Here is a 13,679-nt window from a genome sequence, read left to right on the forward strand (position 1 = left end):
ATGGATACCGATCAACTCATTCGCTCGCTCGCGGCCGACAACGCCCATCGCGCGCCGCGCGTCGGCGCCATGCTGACGATGGCGCTGCTGGTGGCGGCGCCGTTCTCGATCCTGATCTTCGCCAGCTTCCTTGGCGTGCGGCCCGACGTGATGACCGCGATGCATAATCCGTTCTTCGACACGAAGTTCGCGGTCACGCTGTCGCTTGCGATCCCCGCGATCATCGTCAGCCTGCATCTGTCACGGCCCGAGGCCTTGATGCGTGGCTGGGGCTGGCTGCTGCTGCTTCCCGTCGGCCTGCTTGCGGTTGCGATCGGCAGCGAGACCATGATGGCCCCGGCGATGCCTATGACGATGCGGCTGGTAGGCAAGAACTCCCGGGTGTGCATGCTCGCGATCCCCGCGATGTCGCTGCCGCTGCTTGCGGGCGCGCTGTTCGGCCTGCGCCACGGCGCGCCGTCGCATCCTGCACTCGCCGGCGCGCTCGCCGGCCTGCTGTCGGCCGGCCTTGCCGCAACGCTCTACGCCTCGCACTGCACCGACGACTCGCCGCTGTTCGTCGCGACCTGGTACACGATCGCGACGGCGCTCGTGACCGCGATCGGCGCCTACGCGGGTTCGAAAGTTTTGCGCTACTAGCGGCGGCGGCCTCACGCCACCGGCGTCGTGCCCTGCTGCATGCGGTGGAAGCGCAGCACCTGCTGCGCGGTCGATGAGCGCAGGGCCTCGTAGGCATCGCGCAGCGTCAGCATGTCGGTCTTCGAGCCGCCCGAGAGCTTTTCGCGCATGGCGATGATCGCGCGGACGCTCGACCATTGCATGCCCGCGACCTTGGCGAGGACCATCACGCCCTCGTTGCGGCTCTCGATCATCATGTTCTCGGCGGTCTCGACCGCGACGCCCGCGAGCGCTGCGAGCCCCGCATTGGTCTCGTCGAACTTGCCCTGCTCGGCGAAGCTGGTGACCTGGAACTCGTTGAGACGACCGTCCTCGTGCAGCGATCTCACCAGCGCGCGCGCCATTTCGGTCTGCCTGGTCATGGCGGCGGCGCGGACCCGCTGGGTCGCTTCCTGGACCACGCTGGACACTTCGTCCGCGAGCTCCGGATGCGCGGCCTCGAGCTTCCTGCGCACGCTCAGCGACGCCCTGGCGATCAGCTTCAGGTAGTGATGGCGCGGCAGGTCGGGCCGCAGGCCGATGCAGGTGGCGAGGTCATCGTCGCGTTCGGCGCGCGTGACGAGGTCGGTGAGACTTCCCTCGGAGAGCCGCGCGCCCGGATTGCTGACGGTCGATTGCACGACGTCTTCGTTGCCGCGCGCCACCAGCACGTCGGTCAGCGCTTCCGACAGCACCCGCCGCAGCGAGATCGCCTTGAGATGCGCCTGGCCCCTGGTGCGCGCGATCTCGATCAGGGTCGCCTCGTCCAGCCGTTCCGATTTCGAGAGCACGGGTCCGGAGACCTCGATCACCTCGTCGAGCGCGAGGGTGCGGATGATCTTGGGCGGCGCGGCCGCGATCGGCGCGAGACGGTTGGCGAGCAGCGTTCTCGCCGAGGCCTCGATCTGCTCGATCAGGCACTGGAACACGTCGTCGAACACCCTGATGTGCTCGTCGGAATAATCCACCGCATTGTTGATGAAGAGATCCGTGACGCGGCGCAGGGCCTCGACCCGGCGCGCGACGGTGCCGTGCGAGAGCGCGGTCTGCAATTCCTCAAGCAGGTTCTCGGATGGTTTTTCGGATTTCGATCTCATGGCCCTGTCCTGGAGCGTTCGGTCCGGCTGCGGCTTCTGCGCAGCCAGGAGAAAATGGATTAGTCAGCTCGTTGCAATACGGTTGCGCCCTTGCGCCTTGGCGGAATAAAGCGCGCTGTCGGCGCGTGCGAGAAACGTGTCGGCAGTATCGTTGTCGCGCAGCGTCACGACGCCCGCGGATATCGTCACCCGCATGCCGGGGGAAAATGCGCTCCAGTCGAGATCGGCGACGATGCCGCGCAGCCGCTCGAGCATGCGCCCCGCCGCGCCGCCGTCGGTGCCCGGCAGCAGCAGCAGGAACTCCTCGCCGCCATAGCGGCCGAAAAAGTCGGCCGGGCGGATATTTGCAAAAATGGTGATGGCGAAGGTGCGCAGCACCTCGTCGCCGACGGGGTGGCCGTGGGCGTCGTTGATGCGCTTGAACCAGTCGAGGTCGATCAGCGCGATGGCGCAAGGTGCGGACGCCTGCTGCGACTTTTCGACCTCTGCATCGAGCAGCCGCATGATGCAGCGGCGGTTGTAGGAGCCGGTGAGCTCGTCGAGCTCGGCGAGCTCCTCGATGCGCTGATAGGCGGCCTTCAGCTCGATGCTGCGCCGGTACAGGACCTTTCGCAGTGTGGCGCCGAACAGGCCGAGGAAGGCGCACTGGCCGATCACCAGGACGAAGCACAGCATCGAGGCTGTCCGCTGGAGCTTCGTGGCGACTGGCATGCCGATCGGCAGGTCGGAGGCGAGGAAGACGGCCGCGAGGCAGGTCGTCGCGATCGCCCAGGTGAACATCGCCTGCGCCGAGGTCATGCGCAGCGTGCCGAAGGCGAAGATCAGGAACAGCACGCTGATGAAGGCGATGCCGAGGGTCGGCACCGACACCAGGAAGATGAACTGCAGCGCCATGTGCGCCGAGATCTGGAAGACGGTGAGATAGTGGTCGCTGTGCCTGTCGCCGACGCCGGCTTCCGACATCACGACGAAGATGCCAATGATCATCAGGCCGCCGACCCAGAACAGCGACGGAACGTTCATGGGGACGACGCCGTCATGGGCATAGATCAGCAGCACGAAGGCGCCGAGCGAGTAGCTTGCGACCTGGCCGACATACATCTGCCGGCGTTGCCGGACCCGGCGCGCTCGCACCTCGGGCGCAGCCGCGTCGGGCATGAGAACGAGATCCGCGACCTGAGCGGCATTCCTCTCCGGTAAGGTCGTCGCGGCCGTGCCCATTGTCCCGCCAAGGGTGGATGTCAGCCCAAAAATCTACGCGGCAAGCCTTTAGGTTTGGTATCCTTCGAAATCGAATCCAAACGGTGCAGCGCGCAACAGGGTGACAGCGGCCGGCGGGGAAATTTGCCGGCGATTAGGCATCGTTGGCGACGGGGTCGAGCCAAAACAGGGCTTGGTGAGACATACGTCGTGCAGGGCTGCTATGGTTCCATCATGTCGGGCCGTCCGTGCGGGACGGCATTGCGCAGGGAATGCATCATTACTATGTTACCGTTATCGAGCGAGCCGGCCAACCGCCGCGGGTGGCAAAAGGAAAATTCGCGTATGTGGGGTAGATCACACAGACCCCCGTGTGACTGCGGTAGGCTGAAGAATTTCGCCCCGCCCGTCGAACCGTCCGCCGCGCCGACCCGACCAACTTTGCGAGACGGGCATTGAGCGTGACACAGGCGGCTTCGGACGAGGTCCTGATCGCCAGGATCGCTCAAGGTGACCGGCTCGCCATGCAGGTGCTGTACGGGCGGCACCATGTCAGGGTCTACAGGTTCGGGCTAAGGCTCGTGCGGGACGAGCAGGCGGCGGAAGACCTCATCAGCGAGGTATTTCTCGACGTCTGGCGTCAAGCCGGCAAGTTCGAGGGTCGATCCGCCGTTTCCACCTGGCTGCTGGCAATCACCCGATTCAAGGCCCTGTCTGCGCTCCGGCGCAGGAAGGACGTTGGGTTGGACGACGAAGCTGCCAACGCGATCGAGGATTCGTCTGACGATCCGGAAATCGCGGTGCAGAAAAAGGATACCAGTGAAGCGTTGCGGGAGTGTCTGACGGGCCTCTCGCCGGACCACCGGGAAATCGTCGATCTCGTCTACTACCACGAGAAATCCGTGGAAGAAGTGGCCGAAATCGTCGGTATTCCGGAGAACACTGTGAAGACGCGCTTGTTCTATGCGCGCAAGAAACTGGCCGAACTGCTGAAGGCAGCCGGCGTTGAGCGAGGCTGGCCATGATGGCGTTGAGCAAAAAGATGCTGGAGCAAGAGCCCAGTGAAATTGAACTGCTGCTGCCCTGGCACGCCGCCGGTACGCTGAACGCGCGTGACGCTCGCCGCGTCGAGGAAGCGCTGGCGCGTGATCCGGCGCTTGCAAAGCAATATGCCGCGATCCGCGGCGAGTACGAAGAGACCATCCATCTGAACGAGAGCATAGGGGCTCCGTCGGCGCGGGCGATGCAGAAGCTGTTCGCCGCGATCGACGCCGAGCCGGCGCGGCCGGTCGGTTCGCTGCCGCTCTCGGCGCGCATCGCGACCTTCTTCTCGAGCCTGTCGCCCCGTACGCTGGCCTGGTCGGCGAGCCTGGGTGCCATCGCGCTGCTGCTCCAGGCCGGCATCATCGGCGCCGTGCTGATGAAGACCCAGCCCGCGACCTTCGAGACCGCTTCGCTGTCGGTCGGCGCGCCGATCACACGCGACCTTGGAGCTGCACCTGCGCGCGCGCTGGTGCGCTTCACGCCCGAGGCGCGCGTCGCCGACATCACCGCGCTGCTCGACAGCTACCAGGCTTCGATCATCGGCGATGCCAAGGGCGGAATGTTCCGTCTCCAGTTCGACAAGGCGATGAGCCGGGACGAGCTCGCCTCGCTGCTCGGCAGGATGTCGCGCGAGAAGTTCGTCAACCTCGCCGTCGCGGCGCCGTAAGGCGCCGCTGCACCGATGACGCGCAAGTCCGAGAGTAAGTCGCGAGCCGGGGCCTACGCTTCATCGGTCGGAGCTGCACTCTTGCTCGCCGCCGGTCTCGGCGTCGAGGTTGCGCAGGCGCAGGCCATCATGCGCACGCCGACGATCAGCGTCCCCACGCGCACCCCGACCATCTCTCCCAGTATCGCCGCGCGCGTCAGCCCCGGTGTCGGCGCCCGGGCCGTCGGTGTCACCCCTGGCCCGCGTTCTATCCCTGCTATCCCGCGTACCACCACCACGGCGCGGATGAGACCGACCCCGGTGCTGCCCTATGCGCGCTATTCGCCGAACCTGTACCCGGCCTGCACCGCCCCCTATCGCGACGCCGACGGCGAATGCCTGGCGCAGCCTGGCGCAGGCGGCGATGGCGCGGGCAAATCGGGCAAGAAGCGCGCCGGCAAGGGGCTGGGCGACAGCACGCCGGCCGCCGTCGACTTGCGCACTTTCGCCAATGAATTCGTAGCCGAGATCGACGGTGCGCTGTCGGCGACCGAAGCCGACGAGCTTGCGCGTCGCCACGGCTTGACGCGTGTCTCATCCGAGAATTTCCCGCTGATCGGGGCGACGTTCGGCCTGTTCCGCATCACCGACGGCCGGCCTTCCGAGACGGTGCGGCGGGAGTTCGCCGCCGACGGCAGCGTGCGTTCGGTCCAGCCGAACTTCCGCTACGTGCTCCAGGACCAGAAATCGTCGGTGCCGACCGAGGGCGATCCCGCGCAATACGTGCTGGCCAGGCTTCGGCTGCCGCAGGCGCATACGCTGGCGCACGGCGCCAACGTGACGGTTGCCGTGATCGACTCCGGCATCGACGCCCAGCATCCCGAGCTCGCCCATTCCATCGCCGACAACTTTGATGCGCTCGGCAGCTCCGAGGGCCCGCATGTCCATGGCACCGGCATTGCCGGCGCCATCGTGGCGCATGCCAAGCTGATGGGCAGCGCGCCCGAGGCGCGCATCATCGCCATCCGCGCCTTTGGCGGCTCGACGGGTGGAGCCCAGAGCTCGTCCTACATCGTCCTCCGCTCGCTGAATTACGCCGCCGAGCACGGCGCGCAGATCGTCAATATGAGCTTTGCCGGTCCGAAGGACGCCGTGATCGAGCGCGCCATCGCGGCCGCCGCCGCCCGCGGGCTGGTGCTGATCGCGGCCGCGGGCAATGCCGGCGCGAAATCGCCGCCGCTCTATCCGGCCGCCAATCCCAACGTGATCGCGGTCAGCGCGACCGACCAGCAGGACAAGCTGTTCTCGGCGTCCAACCGCGGCAATTACATCGCGCTGGCGGCGCCCGGCGTCGACATCTTCCTGCCCGCGCCGGACGGCAAGTACCAGATGACCTCGGGGACCTCGTTCTCGGCCGCCTATGTCTCGGGCGTCGCCGCGTTGCTGCTCGAGCGCAATTACACGCTCAAGCCGGAAGCGTTGCGCATGACGCTGGCGAAGACCGCGCGCGACCTCGGTTCACCCGGCCGTGATGATCTCTTCGGCGACGGTGAGGCCGACGCGTTTGCCGCGGTGATGGCCGTTCCCGTCGACAACGCGACGCCTGTTGCGGCTGCGTCGGGTACAACAAAACGTGAAGATGCCGAGAAGCGTCGCGACGAGCCTGGCGTCCGCGCGATCGAACAACCCTCGCTGTCGAGCGCAGGCGATAAATCCACGATTTCTCAGGCGGATAGGCCGGCGACGCGATAGCGGCTGCGACAACTTTGCGCGCGGTGCGACGGCCAAGAAATCGAACGCCGCATTGAACGTTCAGCCGGCTGCCACGACCAAATTATGTGGGAGCGGTCATCCCTCCCCATAAGTCATATCAGGCGCGAGCGCCCATCCACCCCAAGCGCCCATATGGCTCGACCCGTCCGGTTGTCCCCCCGGACGGGTCTTTTCTTTTCAGGCGTCTGATTTCTTGAACCGCCCGGCGCGATCAGCTTCCGGTTGAGCAAACGCGGCGGCGCCCCTTGTCGGCGTCCGCGAGTCGCCCCGCAGGCCGGTTATGCTTGTGCGAAGCTTGACTCGAAAACACAGCAATTCTCCGCACGACTACGGTGAATGACGGCGACCGGCGTGTCGTTGCTGGACAAGTCAAAACTTTTCCACAAAATATTCATGTCGCGTCTAAATTGATTCGTGTGCGTTGCGTCGCGTCCGTATTTTTCTCCCAACGGGCTGGTTTATGACACATCGCCAAGAGGCTGTTCGCGACGTGGCGCGTGGCCGCGACATTGCGGCACGCTGGTGCGCTCTCGCCGAGCAGCGACTGGAACATCTCTCCGAAATGTTCGAGACCGGACGCTGGCGCCGCTATCACTCCGAGATCGCATTCCTCGAAAACATCCAGGAAGCCAAGCGCGCCGTCCAGACCTGGCGCGCGCTCGCAACCGGTACTGACGTGGCCGCGGCGGCCGCGAGTGTCTCGCCCGTATTCGGCTGGTCGCCGGCGACCATGCCCCGCGTGTTTCCGCGCGACCAACAGGCGCAGACCGTGCAGCCGAAGGCCGTCCATATCGCCGCAGAGACCGCCGTCCCGGTCAGGCTCGCGCCCAAGCCGGAGGTCCTTGCCGAAATCATCGAAGCCCCGCTCGCGCCGCGAGCGACGCCTGCTACGGTGGCATTGTTCACTGCGCCCGCCGCTGTCGCGCCGCTCAAGGCTCCCGCTGCACGGGCGCGGGCGCCGCTCACCGCACCCGCCGTGAGGTCACCGGTCGCCGCACCTGCCGCAATCGCGGCGTTCACCGCACCTGCCGTGGAGGCGCCGCCCGCCACGCCTGCTGCAATGGCAACGCTCCTGCCGCAGTTCGCCCCGCCCGCCGCCGAAATCGTCGCCGCACCCGAGCGCGTCGTCGAATTCACCTTCAGCCTCGACGGCCTGGAAGCGAAATACCCGCTGCTGAGGAACGCGTTTTAAGGCGGACATTCAAGACGGTAGCTGCGACTTCTTGCGCCGTCATCCTGAGGCGCGAGACACGTGGCGCAATGCGCCGCGTGGGGAGCCTCGAAGGATGCGCGGCCCGTCTGCCGCCGCGCTGACGCTTACTTCTTGGACCTCGGCGCCCCCGCCCGCCGCCGCGCAAGCTGGCTCACCGATCCCCAATCCGAGCGAATGAGCGCCTCCTTCTTGGCGCGACTCCACCCCTTGAGCTGTCGCTCAGCTGCAATGCCGTCGGTGATCCGATCGAAATACTCCGACCACATCAGGACCACTGGCCGTCTCGAATAGGTGTATCCCGGATAGGCACCGGCATTGTGTTCGTCGACGCGTCTCGACACGTCCTCGCCGGTAGCGCTCCCGATATAGAAGGAGCCGTCCGCACACCGCAGCATGTAGACATAGATGCCCACAACATCATCCTTCGAGGCTCCTCGCGCGCTGCTCCGCACCGCACGGCTCGCACCTCAGGATGACGGCGCTGTGCTTGTTGTCAATGCTTAGCGGAGCAACTTTTGAGTGTGTCGCCGAACAGCGTGACGTTGTCGAACCCAAGCTCCGCCTCTCGCCCCGTCATCTTGAGGTGCGAGACACGTGGCGCAATGCGCCGCGTGGGGAGCCTCGAAGGATGCGCGGCCCGTCTGCCAACGGCGCAGCTACCGCCGCACCGCATTGCCGCCGACCACCAGCTGCGCGAAGCGCTGCGCGCCGTCCGCCGACAGATCCGACGTCACCGCACGGGCGTGATCGAGCCCAACCACGGCGCCGCGCGGGGTTTCCGAGATCATGTTGTTGTTGACGAGCGCGGTGCCAGCGCCGGACACCACGGAGACGCCGACGCCGGCCAGTGCCTTGCGGATCACGTTGCCCGTGATCGCGACGTCGCGCAGATATTTGCCCCAGCCGGCGACGATGCCGTAGGACGGCGCGTTCTCGATCACATTGCCGGTCACGGAGCTGTCAGCCTCGATGTAGATGCCGACGCCGGCATCGTCGTCGGGGGCGGTGCCGATCGGTCGCTTCGGGATCAGATTGCGGATGATGTTGCCCTGGACCACCGCGATGCGGCCGCCTTCGTTGAAATTGCAGACGGAGACGCCGACGGCGGCACCATCGACCGTGTTGTTGGCGATAATCGCGGCCTCGAACGAAAACTCCGAATAGAGCGCGACCTCGCGCACGTCGCTGACGCTGTTGCATGATATGTGGATGTTCGACGCCGAATTGCCGCGCACCGCCGAGTAGTCGCAGTTCCTGATGCGATTGCCGCGCACGATCACATTGCCGGCGCGAAACGCGTTGATGGCGTTGCCGTACTGGCCCGAGCCGCCGGGACCGGCCTTGATGTCCTCGATGCGGTTATCAGCGACCAGCGTGCCGTCGTCGCCGATTGCGGTGCGCAGGATCTCGATGCCGTTGTCGTTGGTGCCGATGATGGTGTTGCGCGACACGCTGAGGGTTCTGGCGTCGAACGAAACCACCGCCGTCACCGCGATATTGGTGAAGATGTTGCCGGAGATGTCGCCGGACACCTGCTCGAGCCAGATGCCGCTGCCGCCGGAGGCGGTGATCTCGCAATCGGTGATGCGGACGTCACGCCCGCCGAGGACATGGATGAGTCCGCGCCGCGTTGGCAGCGGAATGCCGCCGCCGTCGAAGGTGATGCCGGTCAGGCCGATCGAGTCCGAGCCGTCGCTCTGGATCGCGGAAGCGCCGCCGGTGAAGACGAGCTTGGTCGCGCCGCGCACGCCGATCAGCTGGGCACCATTCGGCAACCGCAGCAATCCGCTGCGATAGATGCCGGGTGGCAGCGCCAGCGGCACCTGTGCCCGCGCAGCTTCGTCGATGGCGCGCTGGAGCACGCGGGTCTGGTCCTCGCTGCTGCCGGGCCGCACACCGTATTGCGTGGCATCGCGGCCGAGCAGGGATGTCAGCGGCGCCGCGCGCGCGGCGTCGGCCGGCATGGCGAGGGCGCCCGCGATGCCTGCGGTCGAAGCTCCGATGAGATGACGGCGATTGAGGTCCATGACGCATCCTTCGGCGGACGCGGGAGGTCCGCGACCGACTAGGTAGCGCAGGGTGGCTGGGGCGGTGAGGATTGTTCGCGGTAGGGTTAAATGTTTACCGCAAAGACGGTGCCGTAGGGTGGGCTAAGCGACTTGTCCGCCGTAGCTCGAAGAGCGAAGGCGGAAGCGTGCCCACCATTGTTACAACCGGTGTGGATGCATGGTGGGCACGGCGCTCGCGCGCCTTTGCCCACCCTACGAAACCGGCGTGTTCCGCGCTTTCCGCGCCAGCCCCACCAGCTCCATCAGCATCGCTTCCCCCGCGTCCACCAGCTCCTCGAGCGTAATCCGCGGCGCGCCCTTGCGGCGCACCGCGCCGCTGCGCGCGAGCAGGGGAATGTGGATGAACGCCGCTAGCTGTGGCCCGCCCGCCCTCGTGTTCTCGATCGCGCGCCAGCTGAGATAATTGCAGAGATAGGCGCCGGCATCGCGCGAGGCGCGCGCGTCGATGCCGGTGAGACGCGCGGCGCGCAGCAGTCTTGCCGTGTGCGGACCGAACGTCATCGCGTCCGCATGGCCGGCGATGCCGCGCTTGCTGGAACGGGTGTTGGCGGCATCGGGCCAGAGCATGGTGACGGCATTGCGCGCGCGGGTCTCGATGCGCAGGTAAGGCGTACGCGCGGCGAGGCCGAACATCAGCAGCGCGTCGGGCGTCTGCTTCGCGAGCACATCAGGCAATTGCCGGTCGACCGCGGCATAGGTGACCGGGAAGATGTGGCTCGCGAGCGCGACATCGTCGAGCGCCGGACGGCGCAATTGCGCCAGCCGCGCCACCAGCGGCTGGGTCGGGTTATAGGGCGCGCCGGGAAACGGTCCGAAGCCGGTGAGGAGAATGCGGAGCTTTTCGCTCATTGCAGCAACTCCAGAATCTGCTCGGCGGCGAGTGCCGGCGTGAGATGGCCTTCGGCCACCTCAGCCTCGATCTTCCTGACCTTGGTCCGCACCGACGCCTCGCTGCGCAGCCGCGCCAGCATGCGCTGCTCCAGCATCGACCACATCCATTTCACCTGCTGCCCGCGCCGCCGCGCGGCGAAATCGCCGGATGCGTTCATCGCCTTGCGGTGATCCAGAACCTTCTGCCAAATTTTTGCGATGCCGTCGCCGGTCAGCGCCGAATAGGTCTCGACCGGCGGGTGCCAGTGCTCGGATCGCGGCGCCAAAATATGCAGCGCGCCGCGATAGTCGGCGGCGGTGATGTTGGCGCGCTTGAGATTGTCGCCGTCGGCCTTGTTGATCGCGATCATGTCGGCGAGCTCGACCAGGCCCTTCTTGATGCCTTGCAGCTCGTCGCCGCCGCCCGGCAGCATCAGTGCGAGGAAGAAGTCGGTCATGTCACAAACTGCGGTCTCGGACTGGCCGATGCCAACGGTCTCGACCAGCACGACGTCGAAGCCGGCGGCCTCGCACAACAGCATGGCCTCGCGCGTCTTGGCGGCAACGCCGCCGAGCGTGCCTGACGATGGCGAGGGACGGATGAAGGCGTCGTCGGAGGCCGACAGCTGCGCCATCCGCGTCTTGTCGCCGAGGATCGAGCCGCCGCTGCGCGCCGAGGATGGATCGACCGCGAGCACCGCGACCTTGTTGCCCTGCTCGATGAGATACGTCCCGAGCACATCGATGGTGGTGGACTTACCGACGCCGGGCGAGCCGGTGATGCCGACCCGAACCGCCTTGCCGGTGTCGGGCAGCAGCATCTGCACCAGCTCACGCGACAGCGCCTGATGATCGCCGCGCCGGCTTTCCACCAGGGTGATCGCCCGGGCGAGGGCTGCGCGACTGCCGGAGCGCAAGTCGCGGGCGAGGGTTTTGATGTCCAGCGAGGCCTTCTTCTCAGTCATGCCCTGCTTTACAACGCCCCGGCGGGGCAGGCGAGGGCCGCTCGCCCGATATCACCGAGTCGTTGCCGCGGCCGTCTGCACCGGCTTCACCTTGCGCCAGACCCACACCAGCACCGGCCAGAGCAGCGCGCCGATCGCCATGGCGGCGAGGATCGCCGCGACGGGTCGCTCGAAGAACGGCAGGATGCTGCCGTCGGACTTGATCAGCGACGTCACGAAGGCCTGCTCGACCATGGTGCCCATGACGATGCCGAGCACCATCGCGGCCACCGGATAGCCGTTGGCCTCCATCACGTAGCCGATGACGCCGAAGGCGGCGACGGTGACGACGCCGAACATGTTGTTGCCGATCGCGAACGAGCCGACCGCGCAGCACAGCATGATGATCGGCATGATGGCGGAGCGCGGTGCCAGCAGGATGTAGGCGGCGATCCGGATCATGGCGATGCCGAGCGGGATCATCAGGATGTTCGCGATGATGAACATCAGATAGATCGCGTACATGCTCGACGCCTTCTCGGTGAACAGCGTCGGGCCGGGATTGAGGCCCTTCATGTAGAGCACGCCGATCGCGATCGCCGCGATGGTGTCGCCGGGAATGCCGAACAGCAGCGAGGGCACCCATCCCGAGGCGATGCTGGCGTTGTTGCTGGCGCCGGCCTCGACCAGGCCCTCGACGTGGCCGGTGCCGAACTTCTCCGGCTCCTTGGAGAAGCGCTTCGACATCGCGTAGGAGACCCAGGCGGCCATGTCGGCGCCGGCGCCCGGCAGCACGCCGATGATGATGCCGATGATGTTTCCACGCGTCATCTGCCAGTGATACTTCTTGGTCAGCTTCCACTGGCCGGCCATGATGCTTCCGAATTTTCGTCGCGGCAGTGGCGGCGGCTCGGGCGTCAGCATCGCGCGCATCACCTGCGCCACCGCGAACACGCCGACCAGCGCCGGGATCGGCTCAATGCCGCCGAACAAATCGGTGATGCCGAAGGTGAAGCGCGGCACGCCGCCGGGATTTTCGATGCCGATGCAGGACACCAGCAGGCCGAGGAACATGCCCGCGATCGCCTTCACCGGCGAGGAGCGCGCGACCAACGTGGCGCACATCAGGCCGAGCAGCGCCAGCCAGAAATATTCGAAGGTCGAGAACGACAGCGCGATCTCTGCGAGCGGCGGCGCCAGGATCATCAGCGACAGCACGCCGGCAATGCCGCCGACGGCGGAGAACCACACGCCGGCCCCCAGCGCCAGCTCAGCCTGGCCCTTGCGCGTCATGGCGTAGGCCTCGTCGGCATAGGCGGCCGAGGCGGGGGTGCCGGGAATGCGCAGCAGCGCGCCGGGGATGTCGCCCGAGAAGATCGCCATCGAGGAGGCCGCGACAATGGTCGCGATCGCTGCGATCGGCGAGAGGTAGAAGGTGACGGGGACGAGCAGGGCGGTCGCCATCGTCGCCGACAGACCCGGCAGCGAGCCGATGACGAGGCCGTACACGGAGGCTGCGAACATCGCGATGATGACCTCCCAGGTGGAGATCAGCGCGAACGCTTCAATCAGGGTTTTCAGCATGGGATCACCAGGGCGTCGGCAGCAGGCCGGCGGGGAGCGGCACGCGCAGCAGCTTGCCGAAGATGAGGTGGATGCCGAACGGCGACAGCGCCGCGAGCGGCAGCGCCAGCTTCCACTTCGCCCCGAGCGCGGTCGAGGTGACGTAGACCATGATCGCCGCGGTGATGATGAAGCCGAGCCGGTCGGCGGCGGCGACGTAGAACAGCAGCAGCGCCGGCGGCAGCAGGGCGCGCAGGCCGTAGAGCTTGCCCTGCGGCGGCGGCGCGGCCGCTACCTGGCCGTCCTCAAGTGGGACCAGCTCTTCCTTCTCCTCGAAGGAATGGCCGATGCCGAACACGATCGCGAGCCCGCACAGCGCGAGCCCGATGCCGATCACGAGCGGAAATACGTTGGGGCCGACCGGTTGCCCCGGCACCGGCGGCAGGATCCAGCCGCCATAGGCAGCCGCCGCGCCGAGCACGACGAGAAACGATCCCGTGACGGAGTCGGGAAGACGCATGGGAGAGGTCCTGTCAGAATTCCGGGAGGTGCGCTCCCTCTTCCCGCGTGCGGGGAGAGGGTGGGGTGAGGGGGGCTCTCCGC

At 66.5% G+C, this 13,679-nt stretch carries 13 protein-coding genes; 5 read left to right on the forward strand and 8 right to left on the reverse strand.

Annotated features, from left to right (window positions below):
- Complete coding sequence (locus QJT78_RS10205) at nucleotides 1-639, forward strand: DUF1109 domain-containing protein (protein WP_028146987.1); 639 nt, start codon at nucleotides 1-3, stop codon at nucleotides 637-639.
- Between the two features lie 11 nt (nucleotides 640-650).
- Here QJT78_RS10205 and QJT78_RS10210 read toward each other — a convergent pair whose 3' ends face one another.
- The gene (locus tag QJT78_RS10210; protein ID WP_028146988.1) at nucleotides 651-1,754 is read right to left on the reverse strand and encodes a DUF2336 domain-containing protein; all 1,104 of its coding nucleotides are present in this window, start codon (nucleotides 1,752-1,754) and stop codon (nucleotides 651-653) included.
- A 63-nt stretch (nucleotides 1,755-1,817) separates the two neighbouring features.
- Nucleotides 1,818-2,975 (reverse strand): GGDEF domain-containing protein, encoded by a 1,158-nt coding sequence (locus QJT78_RS10215; RefSeq protein WP_038942557.1) that lies wholly within the window; start codon nucleotides 2,973-2,975, stop codon nucleotides 1,818-1,820.
- 434 nt (nucleotides 2,976-3,409) lie between these two features.
- Here QJT78_RS10215 and QJT78_RS10220 point away from each other — a divergent pair, with 434 nt between their 5' ends.
- The 4 genes from QJT78_RS10220 to QJT78_RS10235 all read left to right on the forward strand — a co-directional run bounded on the left by QJT78_RS10220 (nucleotide 3,410) and on the right by QJT78_RS10235 (nucleotide 7,609).
- Nucleotides 3,410-3,979 (forward strand): sigma-70 family RNA polymerase sigma factor, encoded by a 570-nt coding sequence (locus QJT78_RS10220; RefSeq protein WP_008140099.1) that lies wholly within the window; start codon nucleotides 3,410-3,412, stop codon nucleotides 3,977-3,979.
- Nucleotides 3,976-4,665 carry a hypothetical protein gene (locus QJT78_RS10225; RefSeq protein WP_028146990.1) on the forward strand — a complete coding sequence of 230 codons (690 nt, stop codon included), beginning with the start codon at nucleotides 3,976-3,978 and terminating at the stop codon, nucleotides 4,663-4,665. Before QJT78_RS10220 ends, QJT78_RS10225 begins: the two co-directional genes overlap by 4 nt.
- Nucleotides 4,666-4,680: 15 nt before the next feature.
- Nucleotides 4,681-6,396 (forward strand): S8 family serine peptidase, encoded by a 1,716-nt coding sequence (locus QJT78_RS10230; protein ID WP_212478881.1) that lies wholly within the window; start codon nucleotides 4,681-4,683, stop codon nucleotides 6,394-6,396.
- A gap of 511 nt (nucleotides 6,397-6,907) precedes the next feature.
- On the forward strand, nucleotides 6,908-7,609 hold the full coding sequence (locus tag QJT78_RS10235; RefSeq protein WP_028146991.1) for a TIGR03809 family protein: 702 nt from the start codon (nucleotides 6,908-6,910) through the stop codon (nucleotides 7,607-7,609).
- A 125-nt stretch (nucleotides 7,610-7,734) separates the two neighbouring features.
- Here the strand turns inward: QJT78_RS10235 and QJT78_RS10240 are convergent, their stop codons facing one another.
- The 6 genes from QJT78_RS10240 to QJT78_RS10265 all read right to left on the reverse strand — a co-directional run bounded on the left by QJT78_RS10240 (nucleotide 7,735) and on the right by QJT78_RS10265 (nucleotide 13,596).
- Nucleotides 7,735-8,043, reverse strand: coding sequence for a GIY-YIG nuclease family protein (locus QJT78_RS10240; protein WP_028146992.1), 309 nt, complete (start codon nucleotides 8,041-8,043; stop codon nucleotides 7,735-7,737).
- 243 nt (nucleotides 8,044-8,286) lie between these two features.
- Entirely contained in the window at nucleotides 8,287-9,657 is a 1,371-nt protein-coding gene (locus QJT78_RS10245) for a TIGR03808 family TAT-translocated repetitive protein (protein ID WP_038942562.1), read from the reverse strand.
- Nucleotides 9,658-9,891: 234 nt separating this feature from the next.
- Nucleotides 9,892-10,548, reverse strand: coding sequence for a pyroglutamyl-peptidase I (locus QJT78_RS10250; protein ID WP_028146994.1), 657 nt, complete (start codon nucleotides 10,546-10,548; stop codon nucleotides 9,892-9,894).
- Entirely contained in the window at nucleotides 10,545-11,534 is a 990-nt protein-coding gene (meaB, locus tag QJT78_RS10255; RefSeq protein ID WP_028146995.1) for a methylmalonyl Co-A mutase-associated GTPase MeaB, read from the reverse strand. The genes QJT78_RS10250 and meaB overlap by 4 nt, the downstream gene beginning before the upstream one ends.
- A gap of 51 nt (nucleotides 11,535-11,585) precedes the next feature.
- A complete protein-coding gene (locus QJT78_RS10260; RefSeq protein WP_028146996.1) occupies nucleotides 11,586-13,097 on the reverse strand; it encodes a tripartite tricarboxylate transporter permease in 1,512 nt (503 codons plus the stop codon).
- A gap of 4 nt (nucleotides 13,098-13,101) precedes the next feature.
- Nucleotides 13,102-13,596, reverse strand: coding sequence for a tripartite tricarboxylate transporter TctB family protein (locus QJT78_RS10265; RefSeq protein ID WP_028146997.1), 495 nt, complete (start codon nucleotides 13,594-13,596; stop codon nucleotides 13,102-13,104).
- Between the last annotated feature and the right edge of the window lie 83 nt (nucleotides 13,597-13,679).

It is taken from the genome of Bradyrhizobium sp. Mp27, from assembly GCF_029953005.1.
In the GTDB taxonomy this organism is placed as follows: domain Bacteria; phylum Pseudomonadota; class Alphaproteobacteria; order Rhizobiales; family Xanthobacteraceae; genus Bradyrhizobium; species Bradyrhizobium barranii.